Here is an 18,003-nt window from a genome sequence, read left to right on the forward strand (position 1 = left end):
CATGAGTCTTACCATTGCCGATAAAACCTTTAACTCTCGTCTTTTTACCGGAACCGGTAAATTTGCCAACCGTCAGCAGATGAAAGACGCTTTTTATGCCGGTGGCTCAGAGATGGTCACCATGGCAATGAAGCGGGTCGATTTGGTTAATCACAGCGACGATATTTTGCCGCCACTATTGGAATTGGGCGTACATTTACTGCCAAATACCGCAGGTGCGCACACAGTAGAAGAAGCTTTATTTGCCGCGCGCTTGGCTCGTGAAGCCTTGGGCACTAAGTGGGTGAAACTCGAAGTACACCCTGATCCTAAGTATTTGTTGCCTGACCCAATAGAGACATTGAAAGCGGCAGAAATTTTGGTGAAAGAAGGCTTTATTGTACTGCCTTATTGCAGTGCCGATCCTTTATTGTGCAAGCGATTAGAAGAAGCCGGTTGTGCCGCTGTTATGCCATTAGGCGCGCCTATTGGCACCAATAAAGGCTTAGTGACGAATGATTTTCTGCAAATTATTATCGAGCAGGCCAATGTTCCAGTGATCGTTGATGCCGGTATAGGCGCACCGAGTCATGCCGCTTTCGCCATGGAGTTAGGGGCGGATGCCGTTTTGGTTAATACTGCAATTGCCACGGCGAAGGATCCCATTGCCATGGCGCAAGCTTTTAAATTGGCGGTTGAGTCGGGTCGCCAAGCACACTTGGCCGGTCTGCCAAGCAAGAGCCAACACGCGCAAGCAACCAGCCCATTAACGAACTTTTCTCAAAAGTAGACTTAACGCCTTTGCGCATGATTAATGAAAAAGCCCCTAAGTTAGGGGCTTTTTTTATCCCCACAGCCAAATGCCAAGGCTAAATAGGCTCAATAACGTGGCTGCGCCATAGCTGAGCACTTTTACTAGACCATGCTGGCGCACCTTTAAATCATGTAAACCGTGGCGAATACGGTGGGCGGCATGAAATGCGGGTAGCACAATACAGGCTCCAATAAATACCAACCCCCAAAAACTAACAAGCCCAGCATGAGCTTGCTGATAGCTGATTTCTATTAAGCCTAATGGCAAAAATAAGCCAAAAAACAGCACAGCCGCGGGAATAAACATGGCAAAGCAAATGCCGCCGCCACTGAATAATGCCCACCAGATAGGTTCATCGCTGCGCTTGATGGTCTTGGCTGCTGTGGTTTGTTGCGTCTCTGGTTTCATTGTGCGCCTCCAAACAAGTAACCAAATAATAAAATCATCATAAATACGCCCAGCCATTGGCCAGCAATTAACAGTGTGGGCGGGAGTACTTTGCTACCAATACGAATCGGCATTACCCGCGGAAAAAGCTCAAAAAACGTCCATGCATGAAACAAACTGGCTAACAGAGCAAGGCCATTAATGGCTAGCACCGGCGGTAGCGCCATCAAGCCTTGCCAGCTTTGCCATTGGCTTTCACCTTGGCCCAAGCTATAGAGCCCGGCACTTAAACATAGCAAGAAAAACGTTAGGGGTAATACGGTGGCCTCGCGCAGCATATAAGCTTTAAACGCATTATTTTTTAGCCACCAGGTTCTGGATAGTGTTGGGCGATAACTCATTATTTCCCCCTAAATAGTTGGATCAGCATATCTTTAGCTGATTCCACCTTGGTTTGGTTAACAGCCGCAGCAGGGTCTACCTTTTGTGGGCATACATCAGAGCAGTAACCAACAAAGGTACAGCTCCAGGCTCCTTGCTCGCGATTAAGTTGTGGCATGCGTTGCGCTTTACCCTGATCGCGGCTATCTAAGTTATAGCGGTGCGCCAGTGTGATGGCCGCGGGGCCTAAAAATTCGGGGTTTAAACCAAACTGTGGGCAGGCGGAATAACACAAACCACAATTAATGCAGTCAGAAAACTGCTGATACTTGGCCATTTGTGCCGGTGTTTGTTTATTGGGCTCAACAGCGTTTTGCTCATCACTAATCAGGTAGGGCTTAACGGCTTCAAGGTGCGTTAAAAAAGCTTCCATATCGACGATTAAATCGCGTTCTACGGGCAGATGCGCTAATGGCTCGAGCAAGAGGCCATTGGGGTAGTCGCGCAAAAAGGCTTTGCAGCCCAGCTTAGGTTGGCCATTGGCCATCACCCCACAAGATCCACAAATGGCCATACGACATGACCAGCGAAAACTGAGGCTTGGGTCTAACTCTTCTTTAATATAATTGAGCGCATCTAATACCGAAGTACTGTCGTCGTATGGCACCTGAAAGTCTTGCACAAAGGGCGTGCTTGCGGTTTCAGGCAAGTAACGAGCCACACTAATGGTCATCATAAGGTTGCTCCTTTAGCGGCGTCGCCATAAGCACGAACCGCAGGGGGTAATAATGAGGTATCTACGGCTTGCCAAGCTAAAGTGGCATCGGCATTAGGCTGGTAGTAAACCAAACTGTGTTGTAAAAAGTCGGTGTCGTTGCGGGTATTGCAATCAGCATCTAGTCGTTGGTGAGCGCCCCGAGATTCACGCCGTTCCAGTGCCGCTAAACAGGTGGCTTCGGCAATATCCAGCCCAAAACCCACTTCAATGCATTGCAACAGCTCAGTGTTATAAGCGTGGCTTTTATCAGTTAAGTGTACGTCTTGATAGCGCACTTTTAGCTGGCGAATGGTAGCCAGTGTTTGCTCCATGCCTGCTTGGTCGCGATAAATACCGCACCCTTGCTCCATGGTGATCAAGAGTTCGCGTTTAATCGCCACCCAACTTTCTTGTCCTTGATGTTGGCGCAGTTGCGTTAAGCGCTCTTGCTGTGCTTGCCATTGTGGGGCGAGATCAGACAGTGGACTATGTTCTTGCTGTAGCGCATGTGCCACTGCTTGCTCACCGGCTAAGCGCCCAAACACCAATAACTCGGTGAGGGAGTTAGAGCCCAAGCGATTAGCTCCATGTAGACCCACAGAGGCACATTCGCCTGCGGCATAAAGCCCCTTAATCTGAGTCTCGCAGTGTGCGTCTGTAGTGATGCCGCCCATGGTGTAATGCACTGCTGGGCGTACTGGGATGGGATGAGTAACAGGGTCGATATTGACGTAAGACTTTGCCAGTTCGCAGATAAAGGGTAAGCGTTCGTGTAAGTAGTCTTCACCCAGGTGGCGCAAGTCTAAATACACCACATCGCTGTCACCAAATTTTCCGGTACGACCGGCTTGTTGTTCATGCCAAAAAGCTTGGGAAAGCTTGTCTCTGGGGCCTAATTCCATGTATTTGTTTTTAGGTTGGCCGACGGGGGTTTCTGGCCCTAAGCCGTAATCTTGCAAATAACGATAGCCGTCTTTATTAAGCATTAAACCGCCTTCACCCCGTGAGGCTTCAGTAATCAAAATGCCTGATCCCGGTAAGCCTGTGGGGTGATATTGCACAAACTCCATATCGCGCAAGGGCACGCCATGGCGATACGCCAGTGCCATGCCATCACCGGTCACAATGCCGCCATTGGTGTTAAAGCGAAATAATCTGCCCGCGCCGCCCGTGGCTAAAATAACGGATTTAGCGCGAATTTGGTGCAGCTCACCGGTGGCAATTTCTAGGGCGATAATCCCGGCAATACGCTCATTACCTGCCTGCTCTTTATCGATTAACAGATCCAGTACAAAAAACTCATCTAAGCGTTTTATTTCAGAAAAGCGTAATGAGGTTTGAAATAATGTGTGCAGCATATGAAAGCCGGTTTTATCAGCGGCAAACCAAGTACGTTCAATTTTCATGCCGCCAAAACGGCGTACTTGAATGGAGCCGTCTTTTTGTCGGCTCCAAGGGCAGCCCCAACGCTCCATTTGCACCAGCTCTTGATGCGCATGGCGTACAAAATAGTCTACTACCCTTTGCTCGGCTAACCAGTCGCCTCCCGCTATGGTGTCTTCAAGATGTGCGGCAAAGCTGTCGTCATCACGGGTCACCGCGGCGGCACCGCCTTCTGCTGCCACCGTATGGGATCGCATAGGGTATACCTTAGAGACCAAGCCAATGCTGATGGCTTTATCTTGTTTTTGTGCGTGCTCTGCAGCAGCAATAGCCGCTCTTAAGCCCGCTCCGCCTCCGCCTACCACCAGTACATCAACATCATGCTGCTTCATTATTACGCTCATCCCTTATTACGCACTTTGGCTGCCAATAACCTTATATTTTGTCAGTCTATCAAAGGCACCTATTGTCGTCTTGATACCAAACAAGTCTGCATCAGATTATTTGTAACTATTAGGCATGGCGCACAATATGGGACTTACGACGTCGGCGTACGCTTAATATGGTTTTAATGTGGTGATTATCTGGCGCTAAGCGTAAGCTAAAATATAGAAGTAAATAACACAGGGGAGTGGAATAACAATGAATAACACACACAGCAAAGTGATTGGTTACATTTTATGGATTTTTGGTTTTATGGGGGCTCATCGCTTTTATTACGGCCGTCCGGTGAGCGGTACTGTATATTTTCTGACTCTGGGATTGTTTTTTATCGGTTGGATTGTGGATCTGTTTTTAATTCCCGCCATGGACAGAGATGCAGATGAGCGTTATAGCACGGGATCTACTGATTATAGTATTGCTTGGATATTGATGACTTTTTTCGGCATCTTTGGCATTCATCGTTTATATATGGGCAAATGGATTACCGCCATTCTTTGGTTTTTTACTGGCGGTTTGTTTCTACTTGGATATCTTTACGATTTTTGTACTCTTAATACGCAAATCGACGAAGTTAACCGCAAATCACGACGTTATGGCTAAAGCTCTTCGGACTGCGCTAAGCTGTCAGTTAAAGCATTGACTCTAAAGGTAAGTAGCCAAATAGCCATGCTTGAAAGCGACTCCAACGGCCGGCTTCGGGCTCACTGCTGTGGCTAATAATGGTCGCGGGTTGAGTCGATTCATCTAGCCAAATTAATTGCTTAGAGCGCCCCAAAAAGCCGTTTTTTTCTTTCGTATCGAGTCGCCAAGCATGGTCGGGTAGCTCGGCTAACATGACTTGGCTGGCAAATTCTGCCAGCTCTTCGCTATAAATTAATACGCCAATTTCGGTATTTAAGTTGATAGATCGCGGATCTAGATTCATCGAGCCTACAAACAGAGTATCGCGGTCAAAAATCATGGTTTTGGCGTGCAAGCTGGCTTTAGATGAGCCGGGCAGTCCTTTATCTTGTTTACGTTTTTTAGCCGCTTTAGCGCTGGGTTGTAATTCCCATAGCTCTACACCAGCATCTATTAATGGCTGGCGATAACGTGCATAACCTGCGTGTACTACTGGCACATCATTGGCGGCGAGAGAGTTGGTTAAAATGGTCACGCTAGCACCAGATTGAATCCAATTGGCAAAACTTGCTACACCATTGTGACCAGGAATAAAGTAGGGCGAGACAATGAGCGCTTCGCGATCTACGTCGCTGAGTAGTGCGTTCAGTGCTGGTGCCATATGGCCGGTATTATTATCGGTGGCATTAAGAATTTTATCGGGGGCATCATAAACAAGATCAGACTGCGCCCAATGTAACTCAACTTGCCCTTGCTTAAGTTGCTCTACTAATTGCAACGAGGCCAAACGTGCTAAATAGGCGCGACTATGTGCACTCTTACTGGCGGTCTCTAATTGAGTACGCACTACAGAAAGAGCGGTTGGATGGGCGGCGCGTTCAAACTCTTGTATGGGAATAGACAGTTGATGATTCCAATATAAGTCAAAAGCGGCGGAAACATCGGGAGCAAAATCTCCTACGCCTAATACATCAAGATCAGAGAAGTTAGCGTATTGGTCGGCGGCAAAATAGGTATTACCAATATTGCGGCCTCCAATAATGGCAGCCTGATTATCGGCAATAAATGACTTATTGTGCATACGCCGATTTACCCGCGAGAAGCTGGTTAAAAAGTCCAGATAAGGCATGGCGCGATTGGCAAAGGGGTTAAAGAGTCGAATCGAAATATTAGGGTGCTGAATTAAGGCGGCAAAGAACTTTTCTTGACCATAGTGGCCAAAATCATCCAATAACATGCGCACTCTTACACCACGGTCAGCAGCACGTAACAAGTGATACGTAAACAACTTGGCGGTGGCATCGTCATGAAACAAATAATATTGCACATCTAAAGTTTGATCTGCCGCTTCCATTAACAATAAGCGTGTTACAAAAGCATCTAGTCCATTACCCAGCAAATGAAAGCCAGATGGCGCATTATGGTGCTGGGCTTCTTGGGCAATCCCTTTACCTAAGCGCGTATCTTGAGTGTGTGTGGGAGCAACGCTTAATGTACGCGCTACTTGAGCCTGACTTGAGCAACCCACTAATGCGGTGCTCAACAGCAATAAGAGGGGAATAAAGTATTTCATACGATGTATTTCAACTGTCATAAGCGGGGTTATTGATAACGCCAGTATACCTAGCTTGGTGTAAAAGATGCAGCTAGTGACGCTCAGTTTGAGCAAGCGAATGACGCCTTATTTAGCTGCTAAATTAGCGGTTATAGTGTGAGCTAAGCGCTATAAAATCGTTATTTTTCTGTATTTTCTGCAAGGCTCGTCACACTTTTGGCGCAAGTCATCAAATGATGAAACAGTATTAATAGCTGAATGTAGGTTGAAAAGCATACAGTTTATAGGTGAGTAATAAGATGATTGGTTAATATTTGCTGCTTAAATAAACTGCTCCATTTGGCTACTTTTAGTACAAATTTCTTTTTTATTTGTAAATTAAGTGATAAATCCTTTACAATGGCAAGGTTATTGCATTAAAGGAGATGATCTTGAAGCAGCAGAAAATAGCGATATTAGGTGCAGGCCCAAGTGGTTTGGCGCAATTAAGAGCGTTTGAGGCGGCTCGTAGAGCAGGGGTAGAAAACCTGCCAGAAATCGTCTGTTATGAAAAGCAAAATGATATTGGCGGCATGTGGAACTACACATGGCGTACGGGTTTAGATAAAAATGGCGAGCCAGTCCATGGCAGCATGTATCGGTATTTATGGTCTAACGGCCCTAAAGAGTGCCTAGAGTTTGCAGATTACTCATTTGATGAGCACTTTGGTCAGGCCATTCCATCCTATCCGCCGCGTGCCGTGCTTAAAGACTACATTATGGGTCGCATTGATAAGCAGGCCATTTCTAAATACATCCGATTTGAATGCCCAGTGCGGTGGGTGGCTTATGACGAAAGCAGCAAAATGTTTACTGTTACCGTCATGAACCATAAAACAGGCCAGCAAGAAACTGAAGAGTTTGACTATGTGGTAGTGGCCACCGGTCACTTCTCTACGCCTAATATGCCGTATTTTAAAGGCTTAGAGCTGTTTCCGGGTCGTGTGTTACATGCTCACGACTTTAGGGATGCGTTGGAGTTTGCCGACCAAAATGTTCTGTTAGTAGGGGCAAGCTACTCGGCAGAGGATATTGGCTCACAGTGTTACAAGTATGGTGCTAAGTCGGTAACCATTTCGTACCGTTCTAACCCTATTGGCTTTGACTGGCCAGAGGGTATGGAAGAGCGACCACTGCTTACTCATGTTGAGGGTAATATTGGTCACTTTGCTGATGGCAGTACTAAGCAGTTTGACTCTATCGTCATGTGCACGGGTTACTTGTTCCACTTTCCTTTTTTACCCGACTCACTGCGTTTACAGACTCATAATTGCTTGTATCCAGATAACCTATATAAAGGTATTTTCTTTCAGCCTAATCCTAAATTGATTTACTTGGGTATGCAGGATCAGTATTACACCTTTAACATGTTTGATGCCCAAGCTTGGTATGCACGTGATGCGATTATGGGTAAAATTACGGTACCTGAGGCAGATGAGCGCTTAAAAGATATGCAGTCGTGGTTAGCACGACACGAGCAACTAGCTAACTGTAATGAATCAATTGATTTTCAGGGTAGCTATATTCGAGACTTACTTAAGCCAACTGACTACCCTGAGTTTGCAGTAGAAGAGCAAGCAGAGTTGTTTAAGCTTTGGTTACGTCATAAAGAAGAAAATATTATGACGTTTAGAGAAAATATCTATCCGTCTACTGTAACAGGCACCATGGCCACTCAGTTGCCGGCGTCTTGGTTAGATATTAAAGGTGACTCGCTAGAAAGTTTTATGTCACTTGATTTTATTGAAAGCAACAGCTTAGATAAATTCGACTAAATATTGCCTTACAAATAATATTTTTAAAGCCTGCCCTTTATAGGGCAGGCTTTTTATTATATGAAAGTATCTGTTTTGTGATCAAAGACGAGCGAAATCAAAGTTCTTGCTATAGGCTTCGGTCATACTGAGTCCAATCTCTATATTAAGACGTATAAAAGGAAGGTTATGCTCACTTTGTCTACCATTCGCGCCAAAATGATCACCTCGGTTTTGCTGACCTTGGTGCTGATTGCCGCCACGCTAGGCTTTACCCTGCAAGGAGTACAGCAGGTGCGTAATGAGTTTGTGTCTTTTTTAGAGGTCAATCAACCTCGTGTAGAAGCGCTCAATCGTATGTATGGCGATGGTTTACTCGCAGGTATAGCGGCACGTAACAAAATATTTAACCCCGCGCTGGCCATGGCCAATAAAGTTGTGGCCAGCTCGGGCAACGAATTTTCGGACACCCTTGCCCAGTTGCAACAAGGGCCGCAATTAAGTGCGGAGCAACTAGCTAGCCTAAGTGTAATCGCTGAGCAATGGACAACAGTAAAAGAGACCCGTGCGCAAGTGCTTGATTTGTCTGAGCGTGGTCAAGGTGAACAAGCAGCAAAGATTTTGGCAGAAACAGAAGACCCTGCGTGGCGAGTGATCCGTATTGAGTTACAAAAACTGATCAGCTTAGAGCAAGAAGCCGCCACCCTGGCGCAGCAGCGCATGCAAGAGCAAGTGGATAGCACTTATTTTCGTGGTGTACTCTTTGGTGGCCTAGTGATGTTAGTCGTGCTAGTTGTTAACTTGAGTATGGCACGGACCCTTAGGCTGCGTATTGGTCGAGCGCAATTTATGATTAATGAATTAGCGGCCGGTGACGGCGACTTAACGCAAAGGCTCAACCTTGGCGGCAACGACGAACTTTCTCAAATGGGTACTAGCATTAATACCTTTGTTGATAAAGTGCACAAACTGGTACAAGAAGTGTCGACTTCTACAGGTGAAGTGGCTGCGGCAGCGGATCAATTAGAAAAAATTACTGAACAATCCACCCATTCAGTACAGCGCCACCATGTAGAAACTGAGCAGGTGGCAACCGCCATGAATGAAATGACCGCGACAGTACAAGAGGTAGCACAAAGTGCCTTGTCGGCATCGGACGCGGCACAAGAGGCTGATGGTGCCACACAAGAAGGCAGTCGTGTGGTAGCCCACACTGAAAGCAGTATTGATGAGCTGGCTCGAGAGGTAGAAAAAGCGGCTCAGGCCATGGGAGTGGTTGGCGATCACAGTGACCAAATTAGCAGCGTATTGGATGTTATTCGTGGTATTGCTGAACAAACCAATCTATTGGCACTTAATGCGGCTATAGAAGCCGCACGCGCCGGTGAGCAAGGGCGAGGCTTTGCGGTGGTGGCCGATGAGGTGCGTAACCTTGCCCAACGTACCCAAGGGGCTACAGAAGAAATTCACAGTATGATAGAGCAGTTACAGCAGGGCACGCGTAATGCCATTGAGGTGATGCAGCAAGGGCAAAACCAAGCCTATAATAGTGTGCAATCTGCAACTGACGCACGCCAAGCGCTAGAAAAAATCGCCGCTGCCGTGGCGCGCATTCGCGATATGAATACCAGTATTGCTAGTGCTGCGGAAGAACAATCAATGGTAGCCGAAGAAATTAACCGTAATGTCACCAATATTAATGATGTCACCTTGCAAGTGAGTGACGGCACCGAGCAAACCCGTGATTCTAGTGGTAACTTGGCAAGACTTGCGGAGTTATTACAAAGCCAGGTGGGTCATTTTAAGGTGTAAAGCCGTGTGGTCTTATGGGGTTATTTTCAGGCATAAGGCCACTATTTTTCTTGGTACTCGCGGGCTAAAAGCGATGAGTTAGTCTTGCCAGTGCTATTTTTGTGCTTATTATGATATGCATTCATTTTAATCAAAGGCCCGGCCAATGTCCGGTGTAGCTTATGGATGGCTCGCGAACTTGCTTGCTACACGCTGCTGAATTATCACTTTTCTCTCGATCCTTACTGTCGGTTTCGATCGCTTCCTAACTTTTTAGCCAAACTAACTATACTGAAGCAGTCGGTATGGTTCTTTCTGCCTATTAGCTTGCCCGTTCACTATTTATAAAAGGTAAACCATGGAATTTTTGATGGATCCGTCTATGTGGGCGGGCTTGCTCACATTAATTGTATTAGAAATTGTGTTAGGCATAGACAATTTGGTTTTTATTGCCATTTTGGTAAAAAAATTGCCCCCGCATCAGCGAGATAAAGCGCGCGTCATTGGTTTATCGCTGGCATTAGTGATGCGCCTTGCGTTGCTGAGCGTGGTGTCTTGGTTGGTGACGCTCACCACGCCTATTGTCTCTTGGGGAGACTTTGCTTTTTCTGGCCGAGACTTAATTTTAATGGCCGGGGGGGTATTTTTATTATTTAAGGCAACCACAGAGCTACACGAGCGATTAGAGGGCAGCATGCATGAAACCTGCAATAGCAATGTCTATGCTGGCTTTGGGGTGGTGATTGCACAAATATTGGTGCTGGATGCGGTCTTTTCTCTCGACTCTATTATTACTGCAGTAGGCATGGTTGATAGTCTGGCCGTGATGATGACGGCGGTTATATTAGCCATGGTGGTGATGTTAATCGCCTCTAAGTCGTTAACTGACTTTGTTAATGCCCATCCTACCGTGGTGGTGTTGTGCCTGAGCTTTTTATTGATGATAGGCTTTAGTTTAGTGGCAGAAGGCTTTGGTTATCATATTCCTAAAGGCTACTTATATGCCGCTATTGGCTTTTCAATTTTAATTGAGTTTTTAAATCAATTGGCTAAGCGTAATACCGCCAAGCAACTAGCAAGAGTGCCATTACGTGAGCGTGCCACCACAGCGATATTTCGCCTTATGGGTGGTAAGCAATATACAGACGATGATGCTCCTGTTTTGCAAGAGGCTAGCCAAACGCACAGCTTTGCCGAAGAAGAGCGGAATATGATAAGCGGCGTCTTATCGTTGGCCGAGCGCTCTACCCGTACCGTGATGACGCCTCGTTCAGAGATTGCTTGGTTAGATATTGCGAATAGCCGTGAGCAAGTATTAGCAGAGCTAATGGCCTCGTCTCATAGTCAGTTTTTGGTGTGTGACGGTGAACTCGATAATTTATTGGGGGTCGTGCGGGCTAAAGATCTCATGGCCGGTCTTAAAGAAGGGAAAACCTTGGCCACATTGGCCCAAGGCAGTGACTCCATTATAGTGCCAGACAGCATTAGTGTTATCCGCCTACTTAATGTGTTGCGAGAGGCACGAGGTAACTTAGTACTGGTCAATGATGAGTTTGGTACGATTCAAGGGCTAGTGACGCCCCATGATTTGTTAGAAGCCATAGTGGGGGAGTTTTTAGATGAAGACGAAGACCCAGAAGTGGTTAACGAAGCCGGTGGCTGGCTGGTAAAAGGCAGTACCGATATTCATTATCTTGAGCAGGTTTTATCACGCCGTGGTTTGGTTGACTCAGAAGAAGAGTACGCCACTTTAGCGGGCATGTTACTGGCATGGTGCGGTCAGTTGCCCGCAGAAGGTGCCGTATTTGAACACCAAGGTTTGCGCTTTGAGGTGGTCGAGCTGGATGAGTTTCGCATTGCTCAAGTGCGGATCACCCCTATTACTGCCGAGTCCCTCGGTGATCAATAAGCCTGAAGTTAAGGGCTGGAAGATATTTACCCTTCCAGCTTCTAGCTTTACAACACAGCTTGTATTGCAGCCTGTAATTTAGGGTCACTGGGCTTAGTACGACTGCTAAACACCGCTGTGACTGCGCCGTCTTTATTTAGCACAAATTTATAGAAATTCCAACGAGGTGCCTTGCCACTTTGGCGGGCTATCTCTTTAAAAATAGGATGAGCCTCTTTGCCGCGTACCTTAATAGGTTGAGCCATATCAAAGGTCACGCCAAAGTTAACAAAGCACACTTCGGCCGTTTTGGCTTCGTCTTTGGCCTCTTGCTTGAAGTCATTTGACGGAAAGCCCACTACCTTTAAGCCCTTATCTTGGTATTCTTGATGCAGCGCTTCTAGCCCTGCAAACTGGCCGGTAAAGCCACAATGACTGGCGGTATTCACCACTAGCATCGGCTTGCCGGCAAAGGGTCTCATATCAAGCATTTCGCTAGAGTGTAGTCTGGGTATTTGATGTTCAAATAAGGCTGTGGTGTTGGGTTCAACCGCCAACAGCGGTTGGCTTAGTAATAAACCACATAAACCAGTTAGTCGCTTTTTCATCATGTACTCCTTAAAAAACCGCTAGAAGTTATCCCTTCACTGTTTACGTTATCTCCTACCACCAGCGCTGTTGTTTCAACCATACTCCCAGTCCAACTGCTAGTGCTAACAGGAACAAACAAAATGCCCAAAAAGCAAAGGGGTTATCAGCACCCGGCATACCGGCTAAGTTGATGCCAAATAAACCGGTTAAAAAGCTGGCAGGCAAAAACAATAGCGCCATGACCGACATTTGATACGCTCGGCGGTTAGTCGCCTCTGTCATCATATTATTCACTTCGTCTGCCAACACAGCGGTGCGTGCCACACCGGCATCTAAGTCATCTAGCCAGCGGCGTAAGCGGTCGGCAATATCCAATAAGCGGCGGCGATCCTCCTCGTTTAACCAAGTCACTTTTTCGCTCGCCAGCCGCGCTACTAAGTCTCGCTGAGGGGAAAGGTAGCGGCGGATGATAATGAGCTGCTTACGAATGCGGCTGAGCTGACCGTTAGTAGGGAAGTTATTTTCTAGTATGGCTTCTTCAAGCTCTAATATCTTATCGTGCAGTGTTTCTACAAACTCCCCCGCGCGGTCGGTGAGCGCATCACATATTGCAACCAGCCAGTCACCGGCATTGACAGGCCCATCTTGAGTAGCGAACTGTTCAAACACATCTTTTTCAGATAATAGTGGCCGACAGCGGCTACTTACTATTAATGTGGGGTTAATAAAGATACGCAAGGCCACCATTTCTTCGGGTTTATCATGATCATTATGGTTGATACCTCTCAAAATCAGCAACAAGCTTTCGCCTTGGCGTATTAACTTAGGACGGCTACTTTGCCCCAGCAATGCTTCACGGGCATTATCATTTAATAAGTGAGTGTGCTGTAACCAAAGTGCAGCAGCTGGCTCTGTATAGTCAATGTGCAGCCATGCACTGGCATCGTTTGGCAGCTTATCCCCAACGGCTAGCGGCTGCATACCGCCACTGCCATCGAGTTGCAGGCTATAAATTGTGTGTTCTGGCACCTGTCCCATGCTCAATCCTTTTATGCACTTTTATCAAGCTTACCTTAAAAAGTAGATAACTGAAGCATGTCACTTTGTGCTGCGAAACACTGTACTATTAAATTCTTTATTTTTAATGATAGGCGATGTAATGCGACGCGGCTCTTTTCATCCCGAGGCTAAAGAGACTCCTTTTAATTGGCGCACCTTAAAGACGCTAGGGCCTTATCTACTGGAATACCGAGGTCGCATTGTGCTGGCGCTGTTGTGCTTAGTGGCGGCCAAAGTAGCCAGTGTGGGTTTGCCCTTTATTCTTAAGCATATTGTTGATGCCATGGATGCCAGTGTGAGTGATGGCAGCAGCAATAAGTTGTTAGTACTGCCTTTGGGCTTGCTATTGGCCTATGGCGTGGTGCGCTTTAGTAATGTGTTATTGGGCGAAATTCGCGATGCCTTATTTGGCCGTGTGACTGAACGGGCCATGCGCCGCATAGGGTTGGCGGTATTTAATCACTTGCATCGCCTAGAGCTTAACTTTCACTTAAATCGTAATACGGGCGGTTTATCGCGCGATGTTGAGCGAGGCGTGTCTGGGGTGAGCTTTTTGCTGCGCTTTATGGTGTTTAACATAGTGCCGACCTTGTTTGAAATTGCCATGGTCATTGGCGTCTTGCTCATCAACTACTCGATATGGTTTGCGCTGGTCACTTTTATTGCCGTGGTGGTCTATGTGGGGTGGTCTATTATTGCAACCGATTGGCGAACAGGCTTTGTGCGGGCGGCCAACTTGGCTGATTCACAAAGTAATACCCGAGCACTAGACAGCTTATTGAATTTTGAAACCGTCAAATACTTTACCAACGAGCAATATGAGGCGCAACGTTACGACCATGATTTAGCTCAATGGGAGCAGGCTAGGCGCAGTAATCGTCTAAGCTTATTTGCGTTAAATGGAGGGCAGGCGCTGATTATTGCCATCGCCATGACCACTATGATGATTCTGGCGGGTAATAATGTGGTAGCAGGCACCATGACGTTAGGTGACTTTGTGCTGATTAATGCCTTTATGATGCAGCTATTTATGCCACTCAATTTCTTAGGGTTTGTGTACCGTGAAATGAAAGGCTCAATGGCCAATGTAGAGCGTATGTTTGCTTTATTGCGTCGTTCACCCGTGATTAATGATGATGCACAGGCGAAAGAGCTGGTGGTAAGCCTGGGAAAAATAGAGTTTTGTAATGTGAGTTTTGGTTACAGTGATCAGCGCCTTATTTTAAACCAAGTGAGCTTTAGTGTACGTCCACAACAAAAAGTGGCGGTAGTGGGGGCCAGTGGTGGCGGAAAATCGACCTTGGTGAAATTGCTGTTTCGCTTTTATGACACCGATAGCGGCGATATCTTGATTGATGGTCAGAATATTCGCGAGCTCACGCAACACTCTTTGCGCCAAGCCATTGGCATAGTGCCGCAAGACACTGTGTTATTTAACGCCTCTATTTTTGAAAATATCCGCTATGGTCGTATTAGTGCCAGTGATGAGGAAGTAGAAGAGGCGATTAAGCTGGCACACTTGGCGGACTTTATTGCGCGCTTACCCGAGGGCGCAAATACCCAAGTGGGAGAGCGTGGCCTTAAACTCAGTGGCGGTGAAAAACAGCGAGTGGCCATTGCACGCACCATTCTCAAGCGTCCACCCATATTAGTGTTTGATGAGGCCACCTCGTCTCTTGATAGTGGCTCTGAACAACGTATTTTGCAGGCCATTCGTGAGGTTTCACAAGGGCAAACCAGTTTAGTGATAGCCCATCGGCTATCTACTATTATAGATGCAGATCATATTTTGGTGATGGACCAAGGGCAGATAGTAGAGCAGGGCGATCACCTCACCTTGTTAGCTAAGCAAGGGCGTTATGCGCAGCTATGGCAGGTGCAACAACAGCAAAGTGATTAACTCAAGGCTAAGGAGCTAAACAGGTGAAAAAAAGAGGTTTATTGGGTTTATTACTGATATTGGTGGTGTTGGGAGCGGAGCAATATAATCCGACCTTGTTGTCGTTATTTGCTAATGATAGCGCCGCGACTACACCGAGCACCGAGCTTATTGCGAAGCCGTCTACCAAGCCAACAGCAATCAGCGAGCCGTCGGTTTATTTACGGCGCCATCATAAACAGCAAATTGCGGATCAGGGGCAGGTGATCAAGTTACTGGCGGATGATACTAAAGGCAGTCGACATCAACGCTTTATTTTACGTTTAGCCAGCGGACAAACCTTGTTAGTGGCGCATAATATTGACCTAGCGCCTTATATTCAGGATCTTAAGCTAGGAGATAGCGTCGAGTTTGTCGGGGAATATGTGTGGAATGACAAAGGTGGTGTTTTACACTGGACCCACCATGATCCTAAAGGTCGCCATCCCCATGGCTGGTTAAAGCATAATGGTCGACAATACCAATAGCCTGACTCGCCACCATATTGGCTATGTTACAAAGAAGAGATGAAATGTCAGAACAAGAGCACTATATTGCCGCTACCGAAAGCTGGGTGAAGCGGGTGATCATGAAATACAACCTCTGCCCTTTTGCTCGCCAAGAAGTGGAGCGAGCCAGTATTCGTTATGCTGTGGTAGAGGAGCATCAGCCTAAAGCTGTGGTGCAGGCTTTGCTTAACGAGTGCACCCTGTTGGATGAACAACCCGAGGTAGAAACAACCTTGGTCATTATGCCTAGAGGTTTTGAAGGCTTTTATGCTTATCTTGATCTCGTTGAGCTGGCCGATGACGCCTTGTTTGAGCAGGGCTATGAGGGTAAGTATCAGCTAGCCAGTTTTCACCCTGATTATTGCTTTGACGGTGAGCCCCAAGATGATGCCGCTAATTATACTAATCGCTCGCCTTATCCCACCTTGCATATTATTCGTGAAGCCAGCATGGAAAAAGCCTTGGCCAGCTACGCCCATCCTGAAGCTATCCCTGAGCGTAATATTGATTTTGCGCGTCGTAAAGGCAGCGAATTTTTTGTTAAGCTGCTTGCTGAGTGTCATAAGCCCCACACTAAATAACGGCTTTTATGTTAACTACCTTAATAATAAGGACCCAGCATGCGTATTTTATTAATGAGTATGGTCATGTTATTAACTGCCTGCACTGGGTTACCTGATGCAGTAACGCCGGTTAAAAACTTTGATAGTGAACGGTATTTGGGTACTTGGTATGAAATAGCGCGCCTTGACCATTCATTTGAACAAGGGCTTGCTCAGGTTACTGCTGAGTATCAACAAGGTGACGAGGGTGAAATACGGGTGATTAACCGCGGTATTGTTCAGCAAACCCAAGAGCAAAAAAAAGCGGTTGGCAAAGCCTACTTTGTGAATGATGAACAAGAAGCGCATTTAAAGGTTTCTTTTTTTGGTCCCTTTTATTCGTCTTATGCGGTGTTTGAGCTAGATGAAGATTATCGCTATGCTTTTGTGTCTGGTTATAATCATGATTATTTATGGTTACTTGCCAGAGAGCCCGAGGTTAGCCCAGCGTTAAAAGCCCAGTTTGTTGAACAAGCACAACAACTTGGTTTTGCAACAGATCAGTTAATTTGGGTGAATCACGCAGACTAAGGTCGTACTTTGTTGTTGTGAGTGGCTTTGCTACATTTTATGGTTTATCGTTAGATACTAATTGATGTAATACTGATTTATACGCTGTAAATAATAAAAATGAAGGAGTAAGTGATGCTGAAAAAAATCGCACTAGTTGCCATAGGTGGTGTTTTTGCCTCAACGGCAGTTGCCCAGTCTGAGCTGTTTAAAGCAGATGACTTGGTAAAATATCGCCAATCTATTTACCAAGTAATGAGTGCCCAAGCGACGGTATTAGGCGCCATGGCTAAAGGTAAAACCGAGTTTGATGCTGAAGTAGTACATGAGCGCGCATTAAATTTAGGTAATGTGAGCAAGCTGTTGGGTGAAACCTATGTGCCTGCCACTAAAGATGTAAAAGACAGTAACCTGCTGCCTGCTGCTTGGGACGATATGGATGGCATGGGCGAAAAAGGCAAAGCCTTTGGTGGTGCGCTGAAAGAACTGATTGCTGCATCAGGTGAAGCCGGATTTGATAAAAAAGCGGCAGTGCCTGCTATTGGTAAAGTACTAAAAACCTGTAAAGCCTGTCACGACGACTATCGTGCTGACTAATACGTCATCATCATTGCTATTGTATTAGTATAAAAAGGAGCCTAAGGGCTCTTTTTTTTGTTTTAGATATGAGTGGTGGGTAACTAGTGTTAGAGTGTTTATATGATCATCTTAAGTTAAATGTTTAATAACACAGCGTAAATGGGGGTGTTCTGTCATGCCTAAATTTTCTTTGCCAATGCGTCTACTCCATTGGCTAACTGCCTTATTAGTGGTGGTGCTATTTGCGCTGGGTTTATGGATGCGCAGCCTAAGCTATTACGACTCGCTCTATCAAGTGCTACCGTTTTGGCACAAAAGCATCGGCTTTTTATTATTGTTTTTAATACTGCTACGCTTACTGACACGAGCATTCACCGCGCAGCCTGCCCCCTTGGCGTCGCATAAAAAATGGGAGCGAGTGCTGGCGCGTGGAACTCATTGG

The 18,003-nt window shown here is 46.3% G+C and carries 18 protein-coding genes; 11 read left to right on the forward strand and 7 right to left on the reverse strand.

The window, feature by feature from the left end:
• The first annotated feature begins 1 nt into the window (after position 1).
• Positions 2-769 carry a thiazole synthase gene (locus ACTHY5_RS02225; protein WP_441875786.1) on the forward strand — a complete coding sequence of 256 codons (768 nt, stop codon included), beginning with the start codon at positions 2-4 and terminating at the stop codon, positions 767-769.
• 54 nt (positions 770-823) lie between these two features.
• On the opposite strand, the gene frdD is transcribed toward ACTHY5_RS02225, so the two are convergent.
• From frdD to frdA, 4 genes are read right to left on the reverse strand one after another with little or no spacing between them, the layout of a single operon-like run.
• Entirely contained in the window at positions 824-1,201 is a 378-nt protein-coding gene (gene frdD, locus ACTHY5_RS02230) for a fumarate reductase subunit FrdD (RefSeq protein WP_441875788.1), read from the reverse strand.
• On the reverse strand, positions 1,198-1,581 hold the full coding sequence (locus tag ACTHY5_RS02235; RefSeq protein WP_441875791.1) for a fumarate reductase subunit C: 384 nt from the start codon (positions 1,579-1,581) through the stop codon (positions 1,198-1,200). The genes frdD and ACTHY5_RS02235 overlap by 4 nt, the downstream gene beginning before the upstream one ends.
• Positions 1,581-2,297 carry a succinate dehydrogenase/fumarate reductase iron-sulfur subunit gene (locus ACTHY5_RS02240; RefSeq protein WP_441875794.1) on the reverse strand — a complete coding sequence of 239 codons (717 nt, stop codon included), beginning with the start codon at positions 2,295-2,297 and terminating at the stop codon, positions 1,581-1,583. The genes ACTHY5_RS02235 and ACTHY5_RS02240 overlap by 1 nt, the downstream gene beginning before the upstream one ends.
• Positions 2,294-4,093 carry a fumarate reductase (quinol) flavoprotein subunit gene (gene frdA, locus ACTHY5_RS02245; RefSeq protein WP_441875796.1) on the reverse strand — a complete coding sequence of 600 codons (1,800 nt, stop codon included), beginning with the start codon at positions 4,091-4,093 and terminating at the stop codon, positions 2,294-2,296. Before frdA ends, ACTHY5_RS02240 begins: the two co-directional genes overlap by 4 nt.
• A 250-nt stretch (positions 4,094-4,343) precedes the next feature.
• Here frdA and ACTHY5_RS02250 point away from each other — a divergent pair, with 250 nt between their 5' ends.
• Positions 4,344-4,745: a TM2 domain-containing protein gene (locus tag ACTHY5_RS02250; RefSeq protein ID WP_441875799.1), complete on the forward strand. Its 402-nt coding sequence runs from the start codon at positions 4,344-4,346 to the stop codon at positions 4,743-4,745.
• Between the two features lie 28 nt (positions 4,746-4,773).
• On the opposite strand, the gene ACTHY5_RS02255 is transcribed toward ACTHY5_RS02250, so the two are convergent.
• A complete protein-coding gene (locus tag ACTHY5_RS02255; RefSeq protein ID WP_441875802.1) occupies positions 4,774-6,435 on the reverse strand; it encodes a phospholipase D family protein in 1,662 nt (553 codons plus the stop codon).
• 311 nt (positions 6,436-6,746) lie between these two features.
• Between ACTHY5_RS02255 and ACTHY5_RS02260 the strand changes: the two genes are divergently transcribed.
• The 3 genes from ACTHY5_RS02260 to ACTHY5_RS02270 all read left to right on the forward strand — a co-directional run bounded on the left by ACTHY5_RS02260 (position 6,747) and on the right by ACTHY5_RS02270 (position 11,814).
• Positions 6,747-8,135: an NAD(P)-binding domain-containing protein gene (locus ACTHY5_RS02260; protein WP_441875805.1), complete on the forward strand. Its 1,389-nt coding sequence runs from the start codon at positions 6,747-6,749 to the stop codon at positions 8,133-8,135.
• 168 nt (positions 8,136-8,303) lie between these two features.
• Positions 8,304-9,926 (forward strand): methyl-accepting chemotaxis protein, encoded by a 1,623-nt coding sequence (locus tag ACTHY5_RS02265; RefSeq protein ID WP_441875807.1) that lies wholly within the window; start codon positions 8,304-8,306, stop codon positions 9,924-9,926.
• Positions 9,927-10,263: 337 nt separating this feature from the next.
• Positions 10,264-11,814, forward strand: coding sequence for a TerC family protein (locus ACTHY5_RS02270; protein WP_441875809.1), 1,551 nt, complete (start codon positions 10,264-10,266; stop codon positions 11,812-11,814).
• Positions 11,815-11,861: 47 nt separating this feature from the next.
• Here the strand turns inward: ACTHY5_RS02270 and ACTHY5_RS02275 are convergent, their stop codons facing one another.
• Both ACTHY5_RS02275 and zntB read right to left on the reverse strand, forming a co-directional pair.
• The gene (locus tag ACTHY5_RS02275) at positions 11,862-12,401 is read right to left on the reverse strand and encodes a glutathione peroxidase (RefSeq protein WP_441875812.1); all 540 of its coding nucleotides are present in this window, start codon (positions 12,399-12,401) and stop codon (positions 11,862-11,864) included.
• Positions 12,402-12,456: 55 nt separating this feature from the next.
• Positions 12,457-13,422, reverse strand: a complete 966-nt coding sequence (zntB, locus tag ACTHY5_RS02280; RefSeq protein WP_441875814.1) for a zinc transporter ZntB — start codon at positions 13,420-13,422, stop codon at positions 12,457-12,459.
• Positions 13,423-13,543: 121 nt separating this feature from the next.
• Between zntB and ACTHY5_RS02285 the strand changes: the two genes are divergently transcribed.
• The 6 genes from ACTHY5_RS02285 to ACTHY5_RS02310 form a co-directional block, all read left to right on the forward strand.
• The gene (locus ACTHY5_RS02285) at positions 13,544-15,343 is read left to right on the forward strand and encodes an ABCB family ABC transporter ATP-binding protein/permease (RefSeq protein WP_441875816.1); all 1,800 of its coding nucleotides are present in this window, start codon (positions 13,544-13,546) and stop codon (positions 15,341-15,343) included.
• 23 nt (positions 15,344-15,366) lie between these two features.
• Positions 15,367-15,849 carry a DUF3465 domain-containing protein gene (locus tag ACTHY5_RS02290; RefSeq protein WP_441875819.1) on the forward strand — a complete coding sequence of 161 codons (483 nt, stop codon included), beginning with the start codon at positions 15,367-15,369 and terminating at the stop codon, positions 15,847-15,849.
• Between the two features lie 44 nt (positions 15,850-15,893).
• Positions 15,894-16,451: a DUF1415 domain-containing protein gene (locus ACTHY5_RS02295; RefSeq protein ID WP_441875822.1), complete on the forward strand. Its 558-nt coding sequence runs from the start codon at positions 15,894-15,896 to the stop codon at positions 16,449-16,451.
• Between the two features lie 39 nt (positions 16,452-16,490).
• A complete protein-coding gene (locus ACTHY5_RS02300) occupies positions 16,491-17,003 on the forward strand; it encodes a lipocalin family protein (protein ID WP_441875825.1) in 513 nt (170 codons plus the stop codon).
• A gap of 114 nt (positions 17,004-17,117) precedes the next feature.
• The gene (locus ACTHY5_RS02305; RefSeq protein ID WP_441875828.1) at positions 17,118-17,579 is read left to right on the forward strand and encodes a c-type cytochrome; all 462 of its coding nucleotides are present in this window, start codon (positions 17,118-17,120) and stop codon (positions 17,577-17,579) included.
• Positions 17,580-17,736: 157 nt separating this feature from the next.
• Positions 17,737-18,003: cytochrome b (locus tag ACTHY5_RS02310; protein ID WP_441875831.1), on the forward strand; the 267-nt coding region annotated here is incomplete at its 3' end.

Source organism: Oceanisphaera sp., from assembly GCF_052084945.1.
Lineage (GTDB): Bacteria > Pseudomonadota > Gammaproteobacteria > Enterobacterales > Aeromonadaceae > Oceanimonas.